Here is a 26,022-nt window from a genome sequence, read left to right on the forward strand (position 1 = left end):
CGGCGTCGGGGCCGGGGCTCGGGTGCCTGGAGTGGCGACGGCGTCGGGGGCCGGGGGCCAGGGCGGCTCGGGCGCGGCGGTGGTGGTGCTGGTGCTGGTGCCGGCGGCTCGGGCGCGGTGGTGCCGGCGGTTCAGGCGCGGCGGTGGCGGCGGGCGAACTCCTGCTCGGGCTCCGCGAAGTAGGTCCACGGCCACCTGGTGTAGGCGCCGTCGAGGGCCTGGAACACCCGCCGGACCGTGTGCCGCTCATCCGCGAGCGACAGGGCCATGGCGAACATGTTGAAGTCGTTCTGCCAGCCCAGGCGCCGCACATAGGCGGGGTGGAGGATGCTGTGGTCGGCCGCGGCCCGCAGCTCGGCCTGGATCGCCGGATCCACGAGGCAGTCCTCGTCGTCCGACTCCACCCAGTTCTCGATGTGCGCCATGGCGACCACACAGCCGAGCCGGTGACCCTGCGGGGCGCGGGCGAGCGCCTCACGGGCGAACGCCATGGCCTCGCCGGGCTCGCCGCCCCAGCGGGGCTGGAGCTGCGAGAGCCACTCCAGGTGGGTCTCCACGTCCAGCGGGTCGCGGCGCAGGGCGGCGTCGAGCCGGGTCTCGTTGACGGCGGCGCCCAGCGACATGCCGCGCCCGGAGGTGAGGAGACGGCGCCAGGGCGTGACCCACTCCGGCCGCAGCTCGGCGGCCTCCAGGAGCTGCTCCTCGGCGATGTGCAGCCGCTCGTGGAAGATCCGCCACTGCTCCTGCGTGACGTCGACGGCCCGCGCGGAGGTACGCGCCTCCCAGCCCCACATGATGTGGCGCGCCCCGGATATCAGCAGCGCGGTCGCCCGGTGCTCCTTGTCCTCCTCGACGGCCCGGCCGATCCACTCCTCCACGCCGTCCACGTCCGCGACCACACCGAGGACATCGTGCTCGCGGCCGAGGTCGAAGGGTGCGAGGGCCGCCTTGACGGCCTCCCAGTCCCCCGCGTCGGCCGCCTCCACGAGCGCGAGCACCCGCGTGTCCCCGAGGGCCCGCAGGACGTACATCCCGTTCTTGCGCCTGCGCGGGACGGGAAGGGCGTACGGATCCGCCGCCGGTCCCTCCGTATCCCTGCCGAACAGCCTGCCGAACATGGCCGCGCCCTCCCCTGGTCCGCGTGTGAGTCCGGTGCAGCATAGGCGGGACCACCGACACCGCTGCCACCGGGTTTCCGCCGGTGCCTCACCCGACGGGCCCCGCCCGTCCGGGCGCCGGGGCGCGCGTCACGCGGGCCGCCGCGCGGGCGTAGTCGCGGACCTCCGGACGGGTGTCGCCGGCGCGCCAGGCGAGGGCGAAGCGGGACGGCGGGACGCCGTCGACCGGGCGGGTGACGACGCCGCCGCGGGTGAGGAGCGGGGCGTTGCCGGTGGCGACCAGGCAGATGCCGAGACCGTCGACGAGCGCCTCGTAGGTCTCGTCGGCGGAGGCGATCTCCGCGCCGATACGGGGCGGGCGGCCGTCGCGCGCGTCCAGAGCGAGCCAGTGGTCGCGGAGTTCGGGGGCGGCGGCGGGCAGCGCGAGGAAGGATTCGTCGAGGAGTTCGGCGAAGGCGATCCGGTCCCGGCCGGCCAGCGGGTGGGTCTCGGGCAGGGCGATCAGCCGGGGCTCGGTGGCGACCACGACCCAGCGGTAGCGCTCGGCGCCGGCCAGCGGCAGCCAGACGAAGGCGAGGTCGCTGGCCCCGTCGGCGAGTCCGGCGGTCGGGTCCTCCCAGCCGACCTGGCGCAGCCGGAGCCGGACGCCGGGGTGGTGCTCGGTGAAGCGGGAGCGGATCGCGGGGAGCAGGCCGCCGCGGCCGGGGCTGGTGGACATGCCGATGACGAGGGTGGCGTCCTGCGCGGAGCGGGCGGCCCGGACCGCGCCCGCCGCCTCCGCCCACGCGGCGAGCACGGCGCGGGCGTGCGGGACCAGGGCGGTGCCGACGGGGGTGAGGCGGACGCCGTGGCGGTCCCGGTCGAAGAGGGGGGCGCCGAGCTGCCGTTCCAGGGCCCGTATCCGCTTGCTGAGCGCGGGCTGCGAGACGTACAGCCGCTCGGCGGCGCGGGTGAAGTGCAGTTCCTCGGCGACGGCGAGGAAGTAGCGGAGGTCCCGGCCGTGCACATCCGTGACTGTCATGCCCTTTGGTTATCACGACGGATCTTGGACGCCCAACGGGCTTGTGCGGCAGGGTTGTTGGCACGAGGAACCGAGCGAGAAGAACGGGGACGAGAACATGGGCAAGGTCTGGCTGATCACCGGTGCCAACAGCGGCTTCGGGCGCGCCTTCACCGAGGCGGCGGTCGCCGCCGGTGACGTCGTGGTCGCCGCGGCCCGCCGCGCGGGCACCCTGGACGAGCTGGTCGCCGCCCACCCGGACCAGGTGGAGGCGGTCACGCTGGACGTCACCGACCACGCCGCCGTGGAGCGGGTGGTCGGCCAGGTCGCCGAGCGGCACGGCCGCATCGACGTCCTGGTCAACAACGCGGGCCGCACCCACGTGGGTTCGGTGGAGGAGACCGGCGACGCCGAGCTGCGCTCGCTCTTCGACGTGCACGTCTTCGGCCCGGCGGCCCTGACCCGGGCCGTGCTGCCGCACATGCGGGCCCGCCGCTCCGGCGCGATCGTCCAGCTCAGCAGTGTCGGCGGCCAGATGTCGATGGCCGGCTTCGGTGCGTACAGCGCGACGAAGTTCGCCCTGGAGGGCATGTCGGAGGCGCTGGCCGCCGAGGTGGGCCCGCTCGGCATCCGGGTCCTGATCGTGGAGCCCGGCGCCTTCCGCACCAGCCTCTTCGGCAACCACAGCCTCAGCGAGGGCACCATCGCCGACTACGCGGACACCGTGGGCGCCACCCGTGCCTACGTGGAGACCGGCGGCGGCACCCAGGCCGGCGACCCGGCGAAGGCCGCCGCCGCCGTCCTGGCCGCGCTCGACGCCGACGAGCCCCCGCTGCGGCTCGCCCTCGGCGAGGACGCCATCGACACGATCCACGGCCACCTGGACCAGGTCCGGGCGGACCTGGCCGCCTGGGACAAGGTCGGACGGGACACGAAGCTGGACGCGTAGCCCGTACGGCGAAGGGCCCGCGCCCCGGCGAACCGGGGGCGCGGGCCCTTCACACGGGTCCCGTAAGGGGGGTGCCGCCTAGAGGAAGGAGTTGATCTCGATCGTCTCGGTGCGGCCCGGGCCCACGCCGATCGCGGAGATCGGGGCGCCGGACATCTCCTCCAGGGCCTTCACGTACGCCTGGGCGTTCTTCGGGAGGTCGCCGAAGGTCTTGGCCTTGGTGATGTCCTCGGACCAGCCCGGCAGCATCTCGTAGATCGGCTTCGCGTGGTGGAAGTCGGACTGCGAGTACGGCAGCTCCTCGACGCGCTTGCCGTCGATCTCGTACGCGACGCAGACCGGGATCTGCTCCCAGCCGGTCAGCACGTCGAGCTTGGTGAGGAAGAAGTCGGTCAGGCCGTTGACGCGGGTCGCGTAGCGGGCGATGACCGCGTCGAACCAGCCGCAGCGGCGGTCACGGCCGGTGGTGACACCGCGCTCGCCGCCGATGCGGCGCAGGTCCTCGCCGTCCTGGTCGAACAGCTCGGTCGGGAACGGACCGGCGCCGACCCGGGTCGTGTACGCCTTGAGGATGCCGATGACCCGGCTGATCTTCGTCGGGCCCACGCCGGTGCCGGTGCAGGCGCCGCCGGCCGTCGGGTTCGAGGAGGTGACGAAGGGGTACGTGCCGTGGTCGACGTCCAGGAGGGTGCCCTGGCCGCCCTCGAAGAGCACGACCTTGTCCTCGTCCAGCGCGTTGTTGAGGATCAGGGTGGTGTCGGCGACGAACGGCTTGATCTGCTCCGCGTACTGGAGCATCTCCTCGACGATCTGCGCGGCGTCGATCGCGCGCCGGTTGTACAGCTTGGCGAGGAGCTGGTTCTTGCCCTCGAGCGCCGCCTCGACCTTCTGGGTGAGGATCGACTCGTCGTAGAGGTCCTGGACCCGGATGCCGACGCGGTTGATCTTGTCGGCGTAGGTGGGGCCGATGCCGCGGCCCGTGGTGCCGATCTTGCGCTTGCCGAGGAACCGTTCCGTCACCTTGTCGAGGGTGACGTTGTACGGCGTGATCAGGTGGGCGTTGCCGCTGATCAGCAGCTTCGAGGTGTCGACGCCCCGCTCGTTGAGTCCGCTCAGCTCGGAGAGCAGGACCGCCGGGTCGACGACGACGCCGTTTCCGATGACCGGGGTGCACCCCGGGGAGAGGATTCCGGAAGGGAGCAGGTGCAGTGCGTACTTCTGGTCGCCTACGACGACCGTGTGGCCGGCGTTGTTGCCGCCCTGGTAGCGCACCACATAGTCAACGGACCCACCGAGCAGGTCGGTGGCCTTTCCCTTGCCCTCGTCACCCCACTGAGCACCGAGCAGCACAAGTGCGGGCACAGGCGTACACCCCTTCCGGGTGGGGCATGTCCAAGGTCAGGGGGCCTACGCCGCCTCACCGGTGTGCCCCGGAATAGACGAAGCCCCTGGCGCAATAGCGCAAGGGGCTCTTGCACAAAGAGACTACCCGAGGAAGGACCGAGGTGTCGGATCACGACCAGCTCCTGGTCATCATCGACCCGGTCGCCCGCCGAATGGACGGCGAGTCCGTGCGAATCGCGAAAGATGTGCTGTCCGCGGGTGCGGAAACGAAGATCTGTCTTCCGGAGGGTCCCGAGGAATTCGCCCGAGCGCTGGCCCGGCGTGGCGCCCGGCGCCCCGTCGTCCTCGGGGACGACCGCGCGCTGCTGCGCGCGGTGACCTTGCTGCAGCGCGAGCGGGAGGCCGTCCGCGGCGCCCTCGCCGTCGTCCCGATCGGCGCCCCCGACCGCCTGCGGACGGCCCGCGCGCTCGGCGTGCCGCCGGGCACCGTCGCGGCGGCCCGGGCGGTCCTGGAGGGGTCGGTGCGCCGGCTCGACCTGCTGGTCGACGACAGCGACGGCGTGGTCCTCGACCGCCTCGACGTCCCCGCCTCCCGCGTCCTCGCCCCCGTCGCGCCCACCGTCTGGGACACCTGCCGCTCCCTTGTGCGCACCCTGGTCGGCCCGGCCCCGACGGCCCTGGCCGACCGCGCCCACCGGCTGCGGGTGGAGGCGGACGGGGTCCTGCTCACGGACGTGGACGCGCCGCTGGAGGGCATGACGGTCCGCGCCCTCGGCGGCGCCGCCGCCCTCACCCTCACCCCTGCGGGCGCCCCGCCCCTCCGCCTCACCGCCCAGACCCTCACCGTCACCGGCCCCGACTTCCGCTACCGCGCCGACACCACCGTCTCGGGCCCGGTCCGCCGCCGCACCTGGACGGTGCGGCCCGGCGTGTGGGGGCTGACACTGCCGGTGACCGCCCTCTAGTCTCGGCGCGGGGCATGTCGTAACGGGGGGAACCGCATGGGTTCAGTGGGGGTCGAGGGGTCCGGGGGACCCGAGGAGAACGCGGGATCCGGTGGAGCGGGAGGATCCGGGAACGGAGCCGGTCCGGGACGCGGGCCGAGCGCGCTCGCGGTGCCGGAGACGGTGGAAGCGCTGGCGCGGCACCGGCGGCGGGCCGTCGAGTGGGCGGTCGCGGGGCTGATCGGAAGCACGGCCGGCGGATGGCTCCTGGCGAGCGCGGACGAGGGGTGGGGGGAGGACCTCGCGGCGTTCCTGTTCGTCGCCGCCGTGGGCCTCGCCTTCATCGGGCTCGGCGCCGTGGCGCAGGCCCGCCGGATGCGGCGCGTCCTCGCCGCCGGTCCCTGGTCCGCGCACCCCGCCGCGCTCCTGCCGCACGGCATGAAGGCGGGGGCCGTCGTCCTGAGCGCCCCCGAGGCGGGCGAGGCATGGCCACTGACCATGAGCGCCACCTGGCAGCGCTTCCGGCTCGTCCAGCCCGGGTCCGGCAGCGTGCTGTGGTGGTGCGGGGATCCACGGACCGGCGGAGTGCTGGCACAGCCCGGCGGCGGCGAGCTCTTCTGGGCGAAGCCGGTGCGCGGCAGGGCCACGCGTGCACAGATGGTCCGGCAGGCGGTCGCCGACGGGCTGCTGAGGCGCCCCGCGCCGGCGCCGCCGCAGGGCCCCGCGGTGCCGGCCGCCGGCCGGGTGCGGGCCGTCCGGCTCCTGGGACTGTGGCGGTGGGTCGTGGTGATCGGCGCGCTCGCGACGGGGGTCGGCCACGGGTACGACCAGGCCGCGCAGAGCGACCCGCTCATCGAGGTGGTGCTGCGGAGCAAGCACGGTGACCGCGACTGCACGGTGGAGTGGCGGGACCCGTTCGACGGATCGCGGCGCACGGGCCCCTTCCGGTGCGCCGCGGACGCCGACCCGGCGGTGTACCGCTGGGACAACGCCTTCGTCGTCTCGTACGGGCCCTGGAAGGGTGAGCTGTACAACCTGGAGCGGGAGGGCACGGACGCCTTCGAGGATGTCGCCGTGCTGAGCGTGCTGGGTGCGGGTGTGCTCGTGGTGGGTCTCGTCGGCGGCACGGCCGGTTTTCTGCTGCGGCGCCGCTCCTCCGAGCCGGTACGGGTCGAGGAGACCTTCCCGTCCGAGACGCGCACCGGCCCCGGCCCCGACGTGACGTACGGCGCGCTCGCCGCCGCCGTCGCCGGAGCACGGCCCCGCCGCACGGCGAGGTCCCGGCTCCGCGAGGCCGACGTGCGGACGTCGCCGTGGTGGCGGGTGCGCGGGCTGCGGCGGATCTCCGAGCTGGAAGGGGCCGCCGTCACCACGCTCTCGACCGTCGCCCTGGTCGTGGGGTGGAGGTTCGACGAGATACCGGGGCCGGTGGTGCTGCTCGGCGTGGTGCCGGCGGCCGCGAGCGCGCTGTCCTGGTACCGGCTGCTCACCCACGGCCGCCATGTCGCCGTCCGCCTCGCCCGCGCGGCCACCGCGCCCGTACCCGTACCGAAGCGCTATGTGCTCGTGGACCGGCCCGAGGAGCCGCTCCTCGTCGTCTTCGGCGCGCACGGCGGGGACGAGGACCGGCCCGAGGGGGTGCTGCCGCTGCTCGCGAGGAGCGGTCCGGCCGAGCCCACCGGGGAGGTCGACCTGCGCGGCTGGCTGGACCGGGACCTCGACGGGCGGCCGCTCGTGGTGGCCTGGGCGGAGGGCCGGGCGCTGTGGCCGGCCGAGCCGTACCTGGAGGCGGGGACGGCGGAGTTCGCCTCCCGCATGGAGTCGGTCGCGCTCCTGGCCGCCCCGGCCTCCCGGGTCCAGGCCCTCACACCTCCACCATCAGCGCCTCGAAACCCCGGATGACATAGCCCGGCTTGCGTACCGGCTCGGTGGTGAGGCGCAGGTCGGGGGCCTGGTGGAGGAGCTCGTCGAAGAGGGTGGTCAGTTCGAGGCGGGCGAGGGGGGCGCCGAGGCAGTAGTGGATGCCGGCGCCGAAGCTGATGTGGGGGTTGTCGGCGCGGGTGAGGTCGAGCCGGTCGGCGGTGGGGCCGAAGCGGGCGGGGTCGCGGTTGGCGGAGCCGAAGAGGAGGGCGACCTCGGACCCGCGGGGGATGACGGTGCCGTCGATCTCGATGTCGTCGAGGACCCAGCGCTCGAACATCTGGAGCGGGGTGTCGTAGCGGAGGATCTCCTCCACCGCTGTGGACAGCTTCTGGGGATCGGGGCGCACCCCGTGCCGCAGGAGCGTCCACCAGCCGTTGACGGCCGTGTTCACGGTCGCCTCGTGGCCCGCGTTGAGGAGCAGCACGCAGGTGGAGATCATCTCCTGTTCGGTCAGCTCCTCGACGCCGATCAGCGCGGAGATCAGATCGGGACCGGGGTCCCGGCGGCGGCGGGCGATCAGCTCCCGCAGGTAGTCGGAGAACTCGATCGAGGCGCGGACCGCCCGGCGGGCCGTCTCCTCCGAGGGGTTCAGCTCGAACATCCCGCAGATGTCCGCCGACCAGGGCCGCAGCCGCCCGCGCTCCTCCTCGTCCGCCGGGATGCCGAGCATCTCGGCGATCACCGCGACGGGCAGGGGCGCGGCCACGGCCGCCTGCAGGTCGCCGCCGCCCGCCGCGACCAGCTCCCCCACCAGGCCGGCGGCGAGGCGCCGTACCGTCGGTGCCAGGTCCTCCACCGTGCGCGGGGTGAACGCCTTCGACACCAGCCGCCGGATCCGGGTGTGGTCGGCCGCCTCCAGGTCGAGCAGCCCGTGGTCGTTGAGGGTGTGGAAGGGCTCGTGGGCGGCCGGCGGGGCCTCCCGGCCGAACTCCTCGTGGGTGAAGCGATGGGTGTACGTACGGCCCAGGCGGCGGTCCCTGAGCAGCGCCGACACGTCCGCGTGGTGCGGGATCAGCCACTGGCGGGTCGGCGCGAACCAGTGCGCGCGGCCGGTGGCCCGCAGCCGCGCGTACGCGGGATAGGGGTCGGCGACGAACTCCGGGGACCAGGGGTCGAAGGCGGCGTCAGGGGCGTCGGCAGCGTCCATGGACGGACGCTACCCCCGCGACCGCGCCGGTGACCGGGTCATCCCCCGACCCGCACCAGCCGCGCCTCGTACGCGAAGACCGCCGCCTGCGTCCGGTCGCGCAGGCCGAGCTTCACCAGGATCCGGCTCACATGCGTCTTGATGGTCGACTCGGCGACGACGAGGTGGTCGGCGATCTCGGCGTTCGACAGGCCCTGCGCGATCAGCACGAGGACCTCCGTCTCGCGCTCGGTCAGGTCGCCGATCCGCGCCATCGCGGGCGGCCGGGGCGAGGCCGCCGACGACTTCGCGAACTCGGTGATGAGCCGCCTGGTGACGGTGGGGGCGAGCAGCGCCTCGCCGGCCGCGACCACCCGGACGCCCTCCGCGAGCTGCCGGGCCGAGGCGTCCTTGAGGAGGAAACCGGAGGCCCCGGCGCGCAGCGCCTGGTACACGTACTCGTCCAGGTCGAAGGTGGTCAGCACCAGCACCTTCGCGTCCGCGTCGGCGGCGACGATCTCGCGGGTGGCCTCGATGCCGTTCAGCTCCGGCATCCGGATGTCCATGAGGACCACGTCGGGGTGGAGGGCGGCCACCTGGGCGACGGCCTCGCGGCCGTTGACCGCCTCTCCGACGACCTCGATGTCCGGCATGGCGCCGAGGAGCACGGAGAAGCCCTCGCGGACCATCATCTGGTCGTCGACGATCAGGACCCGGATCACGGCCGCGGCTCCTCTCGCGTCTCGTCCCGCACCTCGGCGTCGCGCGGCTCGTCACGGACCTCGTCGCGGGCCACGGGGACGAAGACGGTGACCTCGTAGCCGCCGTCGGCGGACGGCTCGGCGGTCATCTCGCCGCCCAGCATCGCGACCCGCTCCCGCATGCCGGTGAGGCCGTGCCCGGCGCCCGGGGACGCCTTGACCAGGCCGCGGGCGGGGCCGTTCGCGACGCGCAGGCCGAGACCGCCGAGGACATGGCTCACCTCGACCTTCGCCGGGGCGCCGGGCGCGTGCCGCAGCACGTTCGACAGGGCCTCCTGCACGATCCGGTACGCCGACAGCTCCACGCCCTGCGGCAGCTCCCGCACCGCGCCCGTCACCGTGAGATCGACCTCCAGACCGGCCTCGCGGACGTTCCCGATCAGGCCGTCCAGATCGGCGAGCGTCGGCTGCGGCGCGTCGGGCGCCTCGTAGTCCTCGGCCCGTACGACCCCGAGGATGCGGCGCAGCTCGGTCAGCGCGGCCACCGCGTTCTCGCGGATGGTGACGAACGCCTGCTCCAGCTCCGGCGGCGGGTTCTCCACCCGGTAGGGCGCCGCCTCGGCCTGGATGGCGACCACGGACATGTGGTGGGCGACCACGTCGTGCAGCTCGCGGGCGATGGTGGTGCGCTCTTCGAGCTGGGTGCGCCGGGAGCGCTCGACGGCGGTCACCGACTGCTGGACGCTGACCTCGCGGGCGGCGTCGCGGCGGACCTGGCGCATGGCGACGACCAGCAGGAACAGCGCGGAGAAGAACATCATCTGGGGCGCGTCCGAGCCGTAGCCGCCGAAGACGACGGTGGCGAGGAGGGCGTAGCAGCCCGTGACCAGCCACATCCAGCCGGCGGTACGGGGCCGGGTGCGGGCCGCGACGACGACGAGCACCACGAGGTGGGCGCCGAAGGAGTTCGGCGACCAGGGCCAGCCGTCGCCGTATCCGCTCGCGTACGCCAGGAAGGGCGTGGTGGCCAGCGAGGCCCAGAAGGCGAGGACCGGGCGGACCAGGGTGAGCAGCACGACGACGGCCGGCACCGAGGCGTACACCAGCACCAGGGGGGCGAACTGACCGCGCACGGTCTCGTAGCCCATGAAGAAGACGATCAGCGCCAGGAAGGCGACGACGGCGTGCGGGAGCAGGCCGGCGTGCGCGCGTATCCGCCCCGGCAGGAAGCGGGTCGGGCCCTTCTCCACGTCCATGCGCGGCAGCGGGCGGTAGGCGAAGGCGTCGTCGACGAGGTCCGCGCGCAGACCGCCGAGCGCCTTCAGCGTCAGGCGGAGCTCGGGGCTGCGGCTCGATCCGGTGGTCTGGGTCTCGGTCACGTCTGCCACGGTACGGGGGACCCGGGGACGCGGTCGTCCGGCTGGATGCGGATCCTTCCGCGTCCCCCCTGAGTACTACGGGCGTCCCCGCCGGGCCCTCGCGTGCGCGCGGGGCGGGTCAGAACGCGAGCTGGGCGATCTCCTCCGCGACCACCGCGCAGGCGTCGGCCGCCGGGTCGATCAGCGGGAAGTGGCCCACGTCCTCCAGGAGCGTCAGGCCGACCGTCTCCCCCGCCTTGGCCGCCGCCTCCACATAGGCGTCGGCGATGGCGGCCGGGACGTCGATGTCCTCGCGGCCCTGGACGACGGTCGTGGCGATGCCCGTCGGCAGGAGGAGGGACGGGTCGGCGAGGAGCGAGCGGGAGGCGAACTCCTCGGCTTCTCCGAGGAGTTCGGTGACCGCGCCGCCGCAGACGCCGAGCTCCACCGCCCGCGCGAAGTGCGCGATCGGCGCCAGGGCCACCACGCCCCGCAGGGCGGGCGCGGCCGGCAGGCGCCACGGCGAGCCGGCGGGCAGGACATGGCGGGCGGCGGCCCACAGGGCGAGGTGGCCGCCGGCGGAGTGGCCGGTGAGGACCGTCCGGCGCGGGTCGGCCTGCGGGAGATGCTCGGCGGCGAGGCCGGCGACGGCGTCCAGCGCCGCCGCCACGTCGTCGAAGGTCTCGGGCCAGCGCCCGGCGACCGGGCCCTTCGCCCCCTGGCGGGGGATGTCGCCGCCGCGCCGGTACTCGACGTTCGCCACGGCGAAACCGCGCCGGGCCAGGAAGTCCACGAAAGGAGTCAGATGCCGCCGGTCGTACGGCGCCCGCCAGGCTCCGCCGTGCAGGGCGACGACCAGCGGCGCGGACGGCCGGCCGTCGCGCGGGGCGTAGAAGTCGACGACCTGGTCGGGGTGCGCGCCGTAGGCGGCGGAGGCGTCCGGGGCGACGGCCGGGTGCGAGAAGGCCGACGCTTCTTCGGCGGCGTCGCGCGCGGCGGGGTCCGGCATTCTGCTTCCAACCTCCTCGAACGGGGCCGACTTTGACGAACGCATCGGCCTGACCTGCGGGGACCGTACCAGGAGTACGGCACCCGCAGATCACGCGATCAGGAGATGATCCGACCGGCGCCCGACCGCTGCCCGGCCGGTGCCCGGCCTATGCCGGAGGGATGTCCCGCAGCACCTCGCCCAGCACCCGCGCCGCCCGCTCCGCGTCCGCGAAGCCGACGTACAGCGGGGTGAAGCCGAACCGCAGGACGTCCGGGCGGCGCAGGTCGCCCACCACCCCGCGCCGGATCAGCTCGGCCATGACCGCGGGCGCCTCGGCGCAGCGCAGGGCGACCTGGCTGCCGCGCTCCCCGTGCGCCTCGGGGGTCACGGAGACGACCCGGCCCTCGGGGGCGTAGGCCCGTACGCACTCCAGGAAGAAGTCGGTGAGGGCCAGGGACTTGGCCCGCACGTCCTCGATCCGGACCCCGTCCCAGACGTCGAGCGCCGCCTCCAGGGACAGCATCGACAGGATGTCGGGGGTGCCGACCCGGCCGCGCGCCGCGCCCTCGGCGGCCCGGTAGCCCGGGGTCATGCCGAACGGGTCGGCGTGCGAGTTCCAGCCGGGCAGCGGCGAGTCGAAGCGGGCCTGATGGCGCTCGGCGACGTACAGGTACGCGGGCGCGCCGGGCCCGCCGTTGAGGTACTTGTACGTGCAGCCGACGGCCAGGTCGACGCCGTGCGCGTCCAGGCCGACCGGCAGGGCGCCGGCGCTGTGGCACAGGTCCCAGACGGCCAGGGCGCCGGCCGCGTGGAGCGCGGCCGTGAGGCCGGGCAGGTCCTGGAGCCGGCCGGTGCGGTAGTCGACGTGGTTGACGAGGGCGAGGGCGGTGCGCCCGCTCACCGCGCCGGGCAGGTCGGCCGGGTCGAGGGGCACGATCCGGTGACCCGTCAGGCGGGCCGCGGACTCGGCGATGTACCCGTCCGTGGGAAAGGTCGTCGCGTCGACGAGGATCTCGTCGCGTCCCTCGCCCGCGAGGCGGGTGCCCGCGACGACCGCCTTGAAGACGTTCACGCTGGTCGAGTCGCCGACCACGATCTGCCCGGGGGCGGCGCCGACGAGCGGCGCGATCCGGTCGCCGATCCGCTCGGGCGCGGTCCACCAGCCGGACTCGTCCCAGGAGCGGATGCGCAGCTCGCCCCACTCGCGAGCGATGACGTCGGCCATGCGGGCGGGCACGTGGGCGGGCAGCGCGCCGAGCGAGTTCCCGTCGAGGTACGTCGTGTCGTCGAGGGCGAACTTCTCGCGGTGCTTGCCCAGTTCGTCGGCCGCGTCGAGCCGTGCGGCCTGCTCCGCGTACGTGTCAGACATGGCTGCGCGCCGTCCACAGCTCGGGGAACACGTTCTTCTGGGCCCGCTTCTCCAGCCAGGCCACGCCGGCCGAACCGCCGGTGCCGGTCTTGGCGCCCATGGCGCGGCGGGTGGCCACCAGGTGGTCGTTGCGCCAGCGCCAGACCAGCTCGGCGACATCGCTCAGGGCCTCGCCGAGGCGCACGAGTTCGCCGTTCTGGTCGGGGTCGGCGTAGATCCCGGCCCAGACCCGCTCGACCTCGGGGTGCGGCTCGTAGCGCAGGGCCAGGTCGCGGTCGAGGACCTCGGCGGGCACCGGCAGGCCGCGCCGGGCGAGCAGGCGCAGCGTCTCGTCGTAGAGGCTGGGCTCGTGGAGCGCCTTCTCCAGCTCGGCGTGGACGCGGGGCGCGCCGCGGTGCGGCACCAGCATGGACGCCGACTTCTCGCCGAGCAGGAACTCCATGCGCCGGTACATCGCCGACTGGAATCCGGAGCCCTCGCCGAGCGCGCCGCGGTAGGCGTTGAACTGGGCGGGGGTGAGCTGGGAGAGCGGCCGCCAGGAGTGGTTGAGCGCCTCCAGCTCGCGTACGGACCGCTTGAGCGCGTCCATGGCGACGGGCACGTCGTCCCGGCGCAGGGCGTGGCTCGCGGTCTCCCACTCGTGGACGATCACCGTGAACCACAGCTCCATGACCTGGGTGGTGACCAGGAAGACCATCTCGCCCGGGTCGTCCGAGCGCAGGTGCTGGAGGTGGGTGAGGACGTCCGCCTGGACATAGTCCTCGTACGGCGTGGTGCCCGCGAAGTCGAGGTTCGGCGCGTCGACCGCACCGGCTCCGGAGGCATCGGGGAAGGCTGACATTTCTGTCTCCTCGATACGTACTTCCGGGTAGCGGTCCGCTCCTTCCGTGTGACGACGGAGCCCCGGTCCCCTCGGGAGGCGGCGTCGTCGCGCGCGCTCCCACGCGCATCATGACACGATCGGCCCGGTGATGTAGATCCCTTCTTCGTCATACGGATACGCGTTCGAACGGCAGCCGTGCAGCCCCTTGATCTGCTGCATCATGACGGGCGCGAGCCGGCCGGGCCCCGGGCAGCCCATGTGCTGCCGGATGCCGATCTCGTGCCCGACCTCGTGGTTGATGATCAGGTGGCGGTACTCGTGGGCGGGGCCCGCGAAGGTCGGCGAGCCGAGCAGCCACCGCTTGAGGTTGACCACGACGCCGGAGGTGGTCTCGCAGTTCAGCTCGCCGCGGGTGTTCAGGCCGTTCGCGGCGCACAGCCGGTCCGCGGTGTCGGGGGTGGCGATCCGGATGACGAAGTCGGCGTTCTCGGTGACCAACTGGAACCGGCCGCGCCCGTGCGCGGCCCAGCCGCGCGGATGCGCGAGGATCCGCTGGATCTCCGCGGCGGCCTCGTGGGCGGAGACGTCGATGCCGTCCTCGACCTGCACGCGGTAGCGGCGCAGCGAGCCGCCGGTGCCGACGGCGTCGCCGGTGGCGCGGGCCGTGGTGAAGGTGCCCGCGCCCGAATGGGGCACGGCGGTCTTCTTCGGCGTGGGCTTCGGGGTCGGCGTGGGCCGGGGCGGGGGCGGTGGGGGCGTGGGCCTGGGTGACGGCGGCGGGGCCGCGATGGCCCCCGGGGCCGGCCCCGCGGCCGTCGGACCGGGCGCGGGCGCGGCGGCGTCGTCCGGGCCGTGGTAGTGGGCGAGCGCGGCCCCGCCGCCGAGCGAGACCAGCGCGAGGGCGAGGACCGGCAGGACGAACCGTCCCTTCCCGCCCCCCGTGCCCCGTTTCCTTCCCTTCCGGCGACGTCCCGTCGCGGCCCGCTTCCCCAAGACAGTTCCCCCCTGCGTGCGGTCCGAAGGATCGTACCGGCCGCTTCGAACACGCTCGAACAGCGCGGGGGACTCCGACCGAAACGCCCCCGCCCCGGAAAGGGGCGGGGGCATGCGGGACGGCGGGGCCGGGGCCCGAAGGGGGCCCCACGGGCCCGGAGGGCGTCAGCCCAGGGTGTCCGCCGCCGTCTGCGAGGAGTCCCGCAGGAAGGTCGTGCAGCGCTCGTACTCGTCCTTCTCGCCGATCTCGCCGGCCGCGCGGGCCAGCGCGTGCAGGGCACGCAGGAAGCCGCGGTTCGGCTCGTGCTCCCACGGCACCGGGCCGTGGCCCTTCCAGCCGTTGCGGCGCAGCGCGTCGAGGCCCCGGTGGTAGCCGGTACGGGCGTAGGCGTACGACTCGATCACGCGACCGCCCTCGTACGCGTCGTCGGCGAGCTGCGCCCAGGCGAGCGAGGAGGTCGGGTACTTCGCCGCGACCTCGGCCGGGGCGGTCCCGGCCGCCAGGAGCTCACGGGGCTCCGGGTCGTCGGGCAGGTGGGTGGGGGGAGGTCCCCCCAGCAGGTTCTCGTGGATGGCCATGCGCCCCAGTCTGCCTCAGCCCGGGCCCCCTTGACCGCCGGGCGGGCCGGGCCGCTCCCCCGGCCGCTCCCCCGCCGGTCCCGCCGGGCCGTCCGCCCCCGCACGGCCCGGGTCCAGCGGCGGGGACGTCACCCCGCAGTGCACCCGGCACTCGGGATGGCAGGCGGCCCGGGCCGGGACGCGCAGCGTGAACCAGGCGAGGACCGCGCCCGCCACGAGGACCCCGGCGCAGATCGGCATCGCCCGCCGGAACGTGGCGCCGAACTCGGCCGCCGAGCGGTACGCCTCCGGGCCCATGCCCGCGAGCAGCGGCAGCGCCGCGACCGCGATCAGGCCCGCCGCCCGCGCCGCCGCGTTGTTGATGCCGCTCGCCAGGCCGGCCCGGGAGACCTCCACGGAGCCGAGCACGGTCGCCGTCAGCGGCGCCACCAGGACGGTCATGCCGAGGCCGAGGACCAGCAGGGCGGGCAGCACGTCCGCCGCGTACGAGGCGTCCCGCCCGGCCCGCAGCATCAGCAGCATGCCCGCCGCGCACAGCAGCGGCCCCACCGTGAGCGGCAGCCGCGGCCCGGTCCGCTCGCCGAGCTCACCGGACTTCGCGGACAGCAGCAGCATCAGGACCGTCGTCGGCAGCAGGGCCGTGCCCGCGCCCAGGGCCGAATAGCCGGACACCACCTGGAGCTGGAGCGCGGCCAGGAAGAAGAAACCGCCGAACGCCGCGTACACGCACAGCGTCACCAGATTCACCGCGGTGAACAGCCGGGACCGGAAGATCGAGGGCGGCACCATCGCGTCCCGGCCACGCCGCCGCTCCACCGCCGTGAACCAGGCCCCGACCGCCACCCCGGCCACGCCCGCCCACCACGCCTCGCCGATCAGCGCGTACGTCACCAGCGCCAGCGCCGAGGCGCCGAGGGCCGCGCCCAGCACGTCGAACCGGCCGTGCGCCGCCTCGTCCCGCGACTCGGGCACGTGCCGCAGCGCCACCGGCACGCAGACGAGGGCGAGCGGCACGTTCAGGAGGAACACCCACCGCCAGCCAGGACCGTCCACCAGCCAGCCGCCGACGAACGGCCCGACCGCCGCGCCCACCCCGCCGAAGCCGGACCACAGACCGACCGCCCGCGCCCGGTCGTCCGCGTGGAAACTCGCCTGGATCAGCGCGAGCGAGCCCGGCGTGAGCAGCGCCCCGCCGACGCCCTGGAGGGCGCGGGCGGCGATCAGCACACCCGCGTTCGGGGCGAGCCCGCACAGCAGCGAGGCGGCCGCGAACCACACGGTGCCGATCACGAAGACCCGCCGCCGCCCGTACCGGTCACCGAGCGCCCCGCCGAGCAGGATGAGGCCCGCGAGGGTGAGGAGGTAGGCGTTGACCGTCCACTGCAGGGCGGCCAGGTCGGCCCCGAGGTCCTCTCCGATGTGGGGCAGCGCGACGTTGACGACGGTGGAGTCGAGCAGCGCCATCCCCGAGCCGAGGACGGTCGTGAACACGATCCACCGCCCGGTTGCCGAGGCGAGCCGGATGTCCATGCCTGCCATGGTCCCGCGCACGGCAGGGCCCCGCCCACCGGAACGGCGGACGGGGCCCCTACGACCTCACGGGGAGGTCGGCGTGATCAGCGGGTGAAGTTGAAGTACTTCCACGGCCCGTAGGCCGTGGCGTTCACGTTGTCGCCGGAGGTGCCGTCGATGTAGGCGGAGCGGATGCGGAACTTGTGGCCCGCCAGGACCGGGTCGCCGTCGAAGCGCACGTACGACTTGCCGTACCGGTCGAGCAGGAAGTACTCCGGCCCGAGGTCACGCCAGGCGCCGGCGTACCACATCTGGGCGTCCAGACGGGTGCTGCGGTTCGGGTACGCGTTGTGCCAGGTGGTGATCAGCGCGTAGTTCGACGTGCGGTACGTCTGGTACCAGGTGGTGCCGATCTTGGTCCACTTGTAGTGGCGCGACAGCGAGGTGGAGACGCCGGCCTTGGTGTAGACGCCGGACTTGGCCTGCGCCCAGGCGTAGCGGGCGTCACCGGCGAAGACCGCCGTCACCGTGGTGTCGCGGTTCATCCACATCGACGCGGACAGCTTGCCGGCCGAGTTGACGGTGCCGCGCTTCAGCAGCCGCTTCGGCTCCGGCCCCCACGGGTCGGCCCAGATCTCCACGGTCCGGTTCTTGTACGTCGGGCCGAGCGTGGCCGTGTACGTGACCGTGCTGCCGTAGTTGACGAGGGTGCCGTTGCGGTCGATCGAGATCGCGGTCTTGTTGTGCGAGACCTTGACCAGCGCGCTGCCGGACGCCGCCGCACGCTGCGTGTCGCCCGCGTACGTCACCTTGTAGGTCACGTTGCCGGCCGCGGTCGGGGTGTCGGCGAAGGAGAACGCGCCGTTCGCCGCGAGCGTCTTGGTGCCGAGCGCCTTGCCCTGCGGGTTCTCGACGTCGAAGCGGGTCACCGCGACCGGCGTACCGGCCGGAAGCGCCTCGGTGGACGTAGCAGTGCCGGTGACGGTGAGCGGCTTGAGCACCGGCGCGGTGGTCGGGGCGTTCACGACGACCGACGACGTGGCCTGCGCGGCCCGGACCACGGCGGTCCCGGTGGCGGCCGCGTGCTCGGCGTCACCCGCGTACGTCACCTTGTAGGTGATGCTGCCCGCGACGGTCGGCGTGTCCGTGAAGGAGAACGCGCCGTTGGCGCCCAGCGTCTGGCCGCCGAGGGACGTGCCCTCCGGGTTCGCGGCGTCGACGCGGGTCACCTCGACCGCTGTGCCGGCCGGCAGCGCCACGGGTGACGTCACGGTGCCGGTGACGGTGAGCGGCTTGAGCAGGACCGCGCTGTACGGGGCGTTGACGGTGACCGTCGCGCCGGCCTTGGTCGGATCGTCGAGGATGTTCAGCCGGGCCGGGCCGCCGTAGGAGCTCTGGGACACCGCGAACAGCTTGCTGTTGTCGGGCGCCCAGGCGAGCGCGCCGGCGGCGACGTTCCCTCCCGTCTCGAACTCGTGGACCGAGGTCGAGTTGCCCGGCCTGAAGACACGGACGTCCTTCTCGCTGGACGAGGCGGTGCCGGCCGCGATGGTGCCGTCGGACGCGATGGCCACGGCGTTCGGGTAGCTCGCGCTGTGGTAGCGCGTCACCTCGGACAGGTCCGTGGTGGAGTACGCCTGGTGGTAGTACGGGTACCCGCTCGACGTGATGACCTGGGTGCCGTCGGGCGTGACGTCGAGCTCGCCCAGATTGGTGCCGGCGTTGGGAAGGCTGGCCTTCACCGTGGCACTGCCCGCCGACACGTCGAAGACCCACACGCCGGCGGTGCCGCCGCCCCCGGTGCCCGCAGCCAGCACGCCGGGCGCGGCCGGGTCCGCGCCGAGCAGGGGCGCCGTGAAGAAGGTTCCGTCGGCCGCCTGGGCGAGCGCCACCTGCGGCGTCTCACCGGAGAGGTCCAGGGAACCGAGGTTGCCGGCCCCGGCCTTGCCGTAGCCGAACCAGATCTTGCCGCCCGCGATCGCGAGGTCCGCCGGGTTCTCGGCCTCACCGAGGTCGTAGCCGATCGCGTCGGTGGGCGTCTCCGTGCTGATGGAGAGGATCTCGCCCTTGCCGGCCACGGCCGCGTAGACGCGCGACGAGTCGGCGGAGATCTCCAGGCCCCGGACGCCTGGCAGGTCCGCCAGGGTCGTCAGAACGGTGCCCGCGTAGTCGGTGACGACCAGCTTGCCGTTGGTCGGGTCGCTGATGAAGATCTTCTGGTGGACGCCGTCCACCACCATGTCGCCCACGGACGACACCGGCAGGGCGACGCTGCTGTCCGCAGCAGCCGGGCCCGCCGTACCCGCGACCAGTGCCGCGGAGCTGAAGAGGACCGCGAGCGAGGTCGCGGCCGAGAGAGTGCGCTTACGCACGATGAAGAGACCCCCCAAAAATGGCCTCCGGCCCCCAGAAACGGGGCGCGGTGATGCGCAGCCTAGATCACGCCCCGGACAGCGCGCCTCCCGGTATACGTGAACGCGTCAACTTCAGGAAAGTCGATAAAACGGCCAGGTCGTCGCTTCATGTCCGCAGGCGGGTCGCCGCACGGATCAGCGCGTCCACGCCGCGCTCGGCCTTGGCGCGGGGGCAGCCGGCGTTGAGGCGGACGAAGCCCGGGGTGCCGTAGACGCCGCCCGGCATGATCGCGACCCGCTCGGTCCTCACCAGCTCCTCCTGGAGCGCGGTCTCGTCGATGCCCAGCGGGCGCAGGTCGATCCAGGCGAGGTAGCCGGCCTGCGGCGGGGACCAGTCGGTCTCCGGGAGGCCGTCGGCGAGCCGCTCGCGGATGAGGCTCATGGTGCCGGCGACGTACGCCCGCAGCGCGTCCAGCCAGGGGGCGCCGTGCCGGTAGGCGGCGATGTGGGCGGTGAGGGAGAGCACGGCCGGGGAGGCCAGGCCCTCGCCGGTCTCCATGCGGCGGACGAAGGCGGCCCGCTCCTCGGGGTCGCCGAGGAAGCCGTAGGAGCCGGAGAGCGCGGGAAAGTTGAAGGCTTTCGTGCCGGAGGTCACCAGGGCCCAGCGCCGGCCGCGTCCCGGCTCGGCGATCGCCGCCCACGGCACATGGCGGTGGCCGTCGCCGGTCAGATCGGCGTGGATCTCGTCGCTGACGACGGCGGCGCCGTGCCGCTCGGCCAGCTCGGCGAACTCCTTCAGCTCCTCCTCCCGCCACACCCGGCCGGTCGGGTTGTGCGGGGAGCAGAGCAGCAGCATGCGGCTGTCGGGCCGGGCCAGCTCCCGTTCCAGGGCCTCCGTGTCGCCGACGGGGACGCCGCGCAGCTCGCGGCCGAGGCCGGTGACCGCCTTGCGGAAGCCGTCGTAGGTGGGGGTGTGGACGACCACGCCGTCGCCGGGCCCGGTCCACATGCGCAGGAGCTGGGAGAGCTGGTTGAGCACGGACGGCGCGTAGACCATCGCCTCGGGGTCGACGGCGGTGCCGTGGCGGGTGGCGTACCAGTCCCGTACGGCCTCGCGGAACTCGCCGAGCCGCCAGTCGGTGTAGCCGAACACGCCGTGGTCGACCCGCGCCCGCAGGGCGTCGAGGACGGCCGGCGGGGAGCCGAAGTCCATGTCGGAGATGGTGAAGGGCAGCAGGTCGGGGACGCCGAAGCGGTCGGATATGCCATCCCACTGGACCGACCAGGTGCCGCGCCGGTCGATCGCGCGGTCGAAGTCGAACGCCACAGCTCATCCTCCAGGTAGCCGGATACGACGACAGGGCCCGGCACCACGTTCGTGGCGCCGGGCCCTGTCGTACAACAGCGCTTACTTCAGCTTCGTACCGGCCGAGCGCAGCGCGACGCACGCCTCGGCGACGCGCTTGGCCATGCCGGCCTCGGCGAGCTTGCCCCAGGTGCGCGGGTCGTAGGTGGACTTCTTGCCGACCTCGCCGTCGACCTTCAGGACACCGTCGTAGTTCTTGAACATGTGGTCCGCCACCGGACGCGTGAAGGCGTACTGGGTGTCGGTGTCGAGGTTCATCTTGACCACGCCGTTCTCGATGGCGGTGGCGATCTCCTCGGCGGTGGAGCCGGAGCCGCCGTGGAAGACGAAGTCGAACGGGGCGGCCTTGCCGAACTTCTCCGAGACGCCCGCCTGGAGGTCCTTCAGCAGCTCGGGGCGGAGCACGACGTTGCCCGGCTTGTAGACGCCGTGGACGTTGCCGAAGGACGCGGCCAGCAGGTAGCGGCCCTTCTCGCCCAGGCCCAGGGCCTCGGCGGTGCGGATGGCGTCGTCGACGGAGGTGTACAGCTCGTCGTTGATCTCGTGGCTGACGCCGTCCTCCTCGCCGCCGGTCGGGGTGATCTCGACCTCGAGGATGATCTTGGCGGCGGCGGCCTTGGCCAGCAGCTCCTGGCCGATGGCCAGGTTGTCGGCGAGGGTCTCGGCGGAGCCGTCCCACATGTGGGACTGGAAGAGCGGGTTCACACCGCGGGAGACGCGCTCGGCGGAGATCTCCAGGAGCGGGCGGACGTAGCCGTCCAGCTTGTCCTTCGGGCAGTGGTCGGTGTGCAGGGCGACCGTGATGTCGTACTTCGCGGCGACGATGTGCGCGAACTCGGCCAGGGCGACGGCGCCGGTGACCATGTCCTTGTTGTGCTGGCCGCCCAGGAACTCGGCACCACCGGTCGAGATCTGGATGATGCCGTCGCTCTCGGCCTCCGCGAAACCGCGCAGCGCCGCGTGGAGCGTCTGGGACGAGGTGACGTTGATGGCCGGGTAGGCGAACTTGCCTGCCTTCGCCCGGTCGAGCATCTCGTTGTAGACCTCGGGGGTTGCGATGGGCATTCGTCCGCTCCTTGTGATGTGCGGGTGTGTGCGTTGCTTGTCCCTGACCATGGGGGCGACGTCATCGTCGCCCCCATCCTTCCAGACTCTTCCGCGGGCTCCCACAGGCAGTACGCGGCGAGGGGTGGAGTGTTTCACGTGAAACACTCCACCCCTCGGCAAAACAGCAGGTCGGGACGGGTTTGACCGGGTCGGACCCGTCCGTCGCGAGGTCGCCGCGGTTACGCCAGTCCGAGATCCGACAGCTCGTAGCCGGTGAGGTACGGCAGACCCGCCTCGGCGATGGCACCGGCGGCGCCGCGGTCCACGATCGTGGCCACGGCGACGACCTCGCCGCCGGCCTCGCGGACCGCCTCGACGGCGGTCAGCGGCGAGCCTCCGGTGGTCGAGGTGTCCTCGACCACCAGGCAGCGACGGCCCTTGACGTCCGTACCCTCGATGCGGCGCTGCATGCCGTGCGCCTTCTGGGCCTTGCGGACGACGAAGGCGTCGAGGCGCTGCCCGCGCGCGGCGGAGGCGTGCAGCATCGAGGTGGCGACCGGGTCGGCGCCCAGGGTGAGGCCGCCGACGCAGTCGAAGTCCAGATCGGCGGTGAGGTCCAGCATCACCTGGCCCACCATCGGCGCGGCCTCGCCGTCCAGCGTGATCCGGCGCAGGTCGATGTAGTAGTCGGCCTCACGACCCGAGGAAAGGGTCACCTTGCCGTGCACCACGGCCTTGTCCTTGATCTGCTGGAGCAGCTCAGCGCGTACGTCAGTCATGCGCACGAGCTTAGGGCCTTCCTTTCGGATCTTGCCGGGCTCGCGACGCCTGGCACGCACGCTCGCCGCGTTGTCGTCGGTCGCCGATGCTCCGCATGGACTCCCTCCTCCGCCTTGCGATCGCACGCACCAGACGCCGCTCCCTGACCCGGCCTGATCCGAAAGAAAGGCCCTTAAAGCCGCCCGCTCACAGCCGCCGCCAGGCCCAGGTCGTCTCGACCTCCAGCGGGTCGATCGGGGTGACCAGGCGCGGCAGGGTGTTGAGGCCGTTCGGGGGGCCGGACTGCGGCTCGACGCAGACGGCGTCCGCCGGCTCGTCGTAGATCACGACCCACTCGGCCCGGCTGGTGAGCCGCAGCTCCAGCGCGCCGGGCCAGGTGAGGGTGACGTCCACGCCGCCCGGCATGCCGAAACAGTCGTCCCAGGGGCGGGGCGTCGGATCGATCCGGCGGCCGGTGGGCAGGTGGTTCTCGCCGCGCTCCTCCTGCCAGGCCGGGCTGAAGTCGAGCTCCACGTCCGGGCCGCCGAGGCTGCGGCGGAACCACGGGTGCCAGCCGGCCTGCGCGGGGAAGGACACCCCGGCCGTCTCCACGCCGAGCCGGAGGGTGAGCGCGTCCTCGGTGAGCTCGACGACCTGGGTGACCATGCCCTCGTACGGCCAGGGGTCGGTGAGCTCGGTGGTGAAGGCGGCCGTCGTCGCGGTGACCTCGGCGGTCTTCCAGGCCACGTTCCGGACGGTGCCGTGCAGGGCGTGCGGGGCGGCGTTCTCGCTGACGGGCAGTCGGTGGACGGTGGCGCCGTCGCGGAAGCGTCCGTTCTCGGTCCGGCCGGCCCAGGGGGCCATCACGAAGGACCCGTAGCGCGCTCCCTGGAGGAGCAGTTCGGTACCGCCGATGCGGAGGCTGTCGATGCGGCAGCCGTGCTCCGGGTCGATGGTCAACTCGGCGTCGCCGGCCGTCAGTCGCGTCAGATTGCTCACGCTCCGACCCTAGGCGATGCCGTGGCGGGTCGTCAGCGGCGGCGGCGCAGGGCGCGTCCGACGACGACCGCGGAGGCGAGCGCGAGCGCGGCGGCGGGGGCGATCCAGCGCAGGGTGGCCGTGGCGCTGGAGCTCTCGGCGGCCGGGACGGGGGCGTAGCGGCCGCGCGGCGGGGCGTGGTCGACCTCCTCCGCGCTCCGTCCGATCATGGTCCGGCGGGCATGCGCCGCCTCGGCGGGCTGGCCGCCGCGGCCGAGGGCGACGACGTCGTCGGCCTCGTCGGCGCCCTCGCCGTCGCCGAGGGGCCCGTCGAGCGGGCCGCCGAGGGGGGCGTCCGGGGAGCCGTCGAGAGGTTCCACGGGACCGTCCGGCGGTCCGCCGGCCGCGTCGAAGGTCTCGTCGGCGAGCGGGTCGAGGGACGGCGGCGGCACCGGGGTGTCGAAGACCGAGGGGCGGCCGGGCTCCTCCACGCCGTCGTCGACCCCGTCGTCGTCGCTCGCGGCCTCCGCGTCCGCGTCCGCCTCCGCCCGGGCCTCCGCCTCCCGCGCCTCGGCGGCGATCTCGGCCTCCACGTCGGCGACGGCCACCAGGGCCTCCGCGAACCGGTCGAGCAGCCGGGCCCCCGCGGCGGCCCGGGCCTCGGTGTCGGTGTCCGCGAGCCGCCCGGTGGCCGTCACCTCTCCGGTGAAGCCGATCGTGGTGCCCTCGGTCACCGGCGTGAGCGCGACGGTGAGCGCCAGCGCGGCCGTGCCCTTGCCGCGGACCTCGGTGCCCTCGCCCTCGACGGCGAAGCGCCCGTCCTTCTCGGCGATCCGCAGCGACCCGCGGTAGGTGATGGTGTTGCCGCCGACCCGGACCTTCAGCCGGCCCGTGAGCGGACCACCCCCGTCGGCGTCCTGCTGGAAGCCGGGGACGCAGCGCGCGGCCCGGGCGGGGTCCGTCAGGGTGGCGCGCAGGACCTCGGCCGGGATCGGGACGAACACCTCATGCTCCATGGGAGCCGAGCCTACTCAGCCGGGGGCCGCCCGTCGCCTGTTCGGGCACTCAGTACCGCGGGTGCACCAGTGTGGAGGGCGGCAGCCCGGCCGGCCCGCCCGTGCGGGTGCGCTCGACGCGGCTCGCGGCCGCGGCCAGGGCGTCGGGGGTGAGCGAGCGGAGCGGCGGGACCCGCGGGGACAGGGCGAGGGCGGGCGGCCGGGCACCGGGGACGGCGAGCAGGAAGCCCCACTCCCCCGCCGTCCGCTCCGTGCCGGTCGAGGCGCGGCCGACCCGGTCGGGTCCGGCGAATCCGGAGGTGCGGCCGTCGGCGCCGTACGGGCGGGTGGCGAAGCCCGCCGCGCGCAGGGTCGCCTCGACGGTCCAGTACGTACGCGGCCGGGCGGCGGCCGATCCGGCGTGGACCACGAGCCGTCCGCCGTCGGCGAGGGCGCCCGCGGCGAGCCCGTAGAACTCCGCCGAGTAGAGCTTGGCGCTGGAGGTGATGCCGGGGTCGGGAAGGTCGGAGATCACCACGTCGTACCGTTCCTGCACGGGCCGGGAGCCGCGCAGCCAGCGGAAGGCGTCCCCGTACGCGACGGTCACCCGGGGGTCCCGGAAGGCGTGGCCGTTGAGCGCGGCCAGGTCGGGGCCGGTGCGGGCGAGCCGGACCACGCCGGGGTCGAGTTCGACGACGGTGACCGCGCGGACGTCCGGGTAGCGCAGCACCTCGCGGGCGGCGAGCCCGTCGCCGCCGCCGAGGATCAGGACGCGGGCGTGCCGGCCGTTCATCGCGGGGTGCACCAGGGCCTCGTGGTACCGGTGCTCGTCGTGGCCGCCGACCCGCAGCCGGCCGTTCAGGAACAGGTCGGGCGGCCCGCCCCGCTCGCCGGTGACCACCACCTCCTGGAGCTCGGTCTGGACGGCGACCCGGATGCTGTCCCCGTACACCGCCCGGCGCGCGGCCCGCTCGAAGTCGTCGACGAGCACGGTCGCGGCGGCGAGGACGGCGAGCACCAGGAGGTTGGCGCCGATGAGCAGCGCCCGCGAACGGGCCGTCAGGTCGTGCCGGAAGAGCCACAGGACGAGCCCGCCGCCCGCCACCGCGTTCACCGCGCCGGTGACGAGCGCGCCGGTGAGCTGCCCGAGCCAGGGCAGCAGCAGGAACGGGAAGGCCAGCCCGCCGACGAGCGCGCCGACGTAGTCGGCGGCGAACAGGTCGGCGACCGTCCCGGCGGCGTCCTGCTGCTCCGGCCGGTGCGGGCGGCCGGAGCGGTCCGGGCGGGGCGGGTCGGCGGGGCGGGTGGACTCCGCCCGCTGGATGAGCGACATCAGGAGCGGGATCTCCGCCCCGATCAGCACGCCGATGGCCAGCGAGAACGCCACCAGCACGTACCGGGAGTCGCCCAGCCAGGCGAAGGCCGCGTACAGCACCATCGCCGAGCAGCCGCCGATCAGCGCCAGACCGCACTCGACCAGACCGAAGCCGACCGCGGCCCGGCAGCGCAGCCGCTTGGCGAGCAGCGAGCCGACACCCATCGCGAAGACCATGACGGACAGCACGACGGATGCCTGGGTGACCGAGTCGCCGATCAAGTACGAGGCGAGAGCGACCAGTTCGAGCTCGTAGACGAGACCGCAGGCGGCGCAGACGAAGACCACCGCCAGGACCGGATACCGCACCGCACCCGGCCGCACCGGCAGCCGCGCCGCCCGCTCGGTCGGCAGGGGCACGGTCACGGGCGGGTCGGTCATGCCGTAACGCTACGTCACGCGCCTGTCGCGCCCTGTC

The 26,022-nt window shown here is 73.8% G+C and carries 22 protein-coding genes; 3 read left to right on the plus strand and 19 right to left on the minus strand.

Annotation, left to right across the window (positions count from 1 at the left end):
- Positions 1-131 precede the first annotated feature (131 nt).
- On the minus strand, positions 132-1,118 hold the full coding sequence (locus ABZ135_RS24900) for a hypothetical protein (protein WP_356698461.1): 987 nt from the start codon (positions 1,116-1,118) through the stop codon (positions 132-134).
- Between the two features lie 88 nt (positions 1,119-1,206).
- Positions 1,207-2,139, minus strand: a complete 933-nt coding sequence (locus tag ABZ135_RS24905) for a LysR family transcriptional regulator (protein WP_356698462.1) — start codon at positions 2,137-2,139, stop codon at positions 1,207-1,209.
- A gap of 97 nt (positions 2,140-2,236) precedes the next feature.
- On the opposite strand from ABZ135_RS24905, the gene ABZ135_RS24910 reads away from it, so the two are divergent.
- The gene (locus ABZ135_RS24910) at positions 2,237-3,067 is read left to right on the plus strand and encodes an oxidoreductase (protein WP_356698517.1); all 831 of its coding nucleotides are present in this window, start codon (positions 2,237-2,239) and stop codon (positions 3,065-3,067) included.
- A gap of 78 nt (positions 3,068-3,145) precedes the next feature.
- On the opposite strand, the gene ABZ135_RS24915 is transcribed toward ABZ135_RS24910, so the two are convergent.
- Positions 3,146-4,429 (minus strand): adenylosuccinate synthase, encoded by a 1,284-nt coding sequence (locus ABZ135_RS24915; protein WP_356698463.1) that lies wholly within the window; start codon positions 4,427-4,429, stop codon positions 3,146-3,148.
- A gap of 143 nt (positions 4,430-4,572) precedes the next feature.
- On the opposite strand from ABZ135_RS24915, the gene ABZ135_RS24920 reads away from it, so the two are divergent.
- Together ABZ135_RS24920 and ABZ135_RS24925 are read left to right on the plus strand one after the other, a co-directional pair.
- Positions 4,573-5,376, plus strand: coding sequence for a diacylglycerol kinase (locus ABZ135_RS24920; RefSeq protein WP_356698464.1), 804 nt, complete (start codon positions 4,573-4,575; stop codon positions 5,374-5,376).
- Positions 5,377-5,526: 150 nt separating this feature from the next.
- A complete protein-coding gene (locus tag ABZ135_RS24925; RefSeq protein WP_356698465.1) occupies positions 5,527-7,257 on the plus strand; it encodes a hypothetical protein in 1,731 nt (576 codons plus the stop codon).
- Here ABZ135_RS24925 and ABZ135_RS24930 read toward each other — a convergent pair.
- The 16 genes from ABZ135_RS24930 to ABZ135_RS25005 form a co-directional block, all read right to left on the minus strand.
- Positions 7,220-8,425, minus strand: coding sequence for a cytochrome P450 (locus ABZ135_RS24930; protein WP_356698466.1), 1,206 nt, complete (start codon positions 8,423-8,425; stop codon positions 7,220-7,222). The genes ABZ135_RS24925 and ABZ135_RS24930 overlap by 38 nt on opposite strands.
- A gap of 38 nt (positions 8,426-8,463) precedes the next feature.
- On the minus strand, positions 8,464-9,126 hold the full coding sequence (locus tag ABZ135_RS24935) for a response regulator transcription factor (RefSeq protein WP_356698467.1): 663 nt from the start codon (positions 9,124-9,126) through the stop codon (positions 8,464-8,466).
- Entirely contained in the window at positions 9,123-10,493 is a 1,371-nt protein-coding gene (locus tag ABZ135_RS24940) for a histidine kinase (protein WP_356698468.1), read from the minus strand. The genes ABZ135_RS24935 and ABZ135_RS24940 overlap by 4 nt, the downstream gene beginning before the upstream one ends.
- 109 nt (positions 10,494-10,602) lie before the next feature.
- Entirely contained in the window at positions 10,603-11,472 is an 870-nt protein-coding gene (locus tag ABZ135_RS24945; protein WP_356698469.1) for an alpha/beta hydrolase, read from the minus strand.
- 148 nt (positions 11,473-11,620) lie between these two features.
- Positions 11,621-12,823, minus strand: a complete 1,203-nt coding sequence (gene kynU, locus ABZ135_RS24950) for a kynureninase (protein WP_356698470.1) — start codon at positions 12,821-12,823, stop codon at positions 11,621-11,623.
- Positions 12,816-13,664, minus strand: coding sequence for a tryptophan 2,3-dioxygenase (locus ABZ135_RS24955; RefSeq protein WP_356698471.1), 849 nt, complete (start codon positions 13,662-13,664; stop codon positions 12,816-12,818). The genes kynU and ABZ135_RS24955 overlap by 8 nt, the downstream gene beginning before the upstream one ends.
- A gap of 108 nt (positions 13,665-13,772) precedes the next feature.
- The gene (locus ABZ135_RS24960) at positions 13,773-14,639 is read right to left on the minus strand and encodes a DUF3152 domain-containing protein (protein ID WP_356698472.1); all 867 of its coding nucleotides are present in this window, start codon (positions 14,637-14,639) and stop codon (positions 13,773-13,775) included.
- Between the two features lie 165 nt (positions 14,640-14,804).
- Positions 14,805-15,218, minus strand: coding sequence for a DUF3151 domain-containing protein (locus tag ABZ135_RS24965; RefSeq protein ID WP_356698473.1), 414 nt, complete (start codon positions 15,216-15,218; stop codon positions 14,805-14,807).
- Between the two features lie 15 nt (positions 15,219-15,233).
- Positions 15,234-16,748, minus strand: a complete 1,515-nt coding sequence (locus ABZ135_RS24970; RefSeq protein ID WP_356698474.1) for an MFS transporter — start codon at positions 16,746-16,748, stop codon at positions 15,234-15,236.
- Positions 16,749-16,834: 86 nt separating this feature from the next.
- Positions 16,835-19,102, minus strand: a complete 2,268-nt coding sequence (locus ABZ135_RS24975; RefSeq protein ID WP_356698475.1) for an Ig-like domain repeat protein — start codon at positions 19,100-19,102, stop codon at positions 16,835-16,837.
- Between the two features lie 148 nt (positions 19,103-19,250).
- Entirely contained in the window at positions 19,251-20,411 is a 1,161-nt protein-coding gene (locus tag ABZ135_RS24980; protein ID WP_356698476.1) for a MalY/PatB family protein, read from the minus strand.
- 81 nt (positions 20,412-20,492) lie between these two features.
- Entirely contained in the window at positions 20,493-21,515 is a 1,023-nt protein-coding gene (gene fbaA / locus ABZ135_RS24985) for a class II fructose-bisphosphate aldolase (RefSeq protein WP_356698477.1), read from the minus strand.
- Positions 21,516-21,736: 221 nt separating this feature from the next.
- A complete protein-coding gene (pyrE, locus tag ABZ135_RS24990; protein WP_345487061.1) occupies positions 21,737-22,276 on the minus strand; it encodes an orotate phosphoribosyltransferase in 540 nt (179 codons plus the stop codon).
- Positions 22,277-22,463: 187 nt separating this feature from the next.
- Positions 22,464-23,255 (minus strand): aldose 1-epimerase, encoded by a 792-nt coding sequence (locus ABZ135_RS24995; protein ID WP_356698478.1) that lies wholly within the window; start codon positions 23,253-23,255, stop codon positions 22,464-22,466.
- A 32-nt stretch (positions 23,256-23,287) separates the two neighbouring features.
- The gene (locus ABZ135_RS25000; protein ID WP_356698479.1) at positions 23,288-24,250 is read right to left on the minus strand and encodes an SRPBCC family protein; all 963 of its coding nucleotides are present in this window, start codon (positions 24,248-24,250) and stop codon (positions 23,288-23,290) included.
- A 49-nt stretch (positions 24,251-24,299) separates the two neighbouring features.
- A complete protein-coding gene (locus ABZ135_RS25005; RefSeq protein ID WP_356698480.1) occupies positions 24,300-25,985 on the minus strand; it encodes a polyamine aminopropyltransferase in 1,686 nt (561 codons plus the stop codon).
- Positions 25,986-26,022: the final 37 nt, after the last annotated feature.

Source organism: Streptomyces sp. NPDC006339 (assembly GCF_040612775.1).
Lineage (GTDB): Bacteria > Actinomycetota > Actinomycetes > Streptomycetales > Streptomycetaceae > Streptomyces.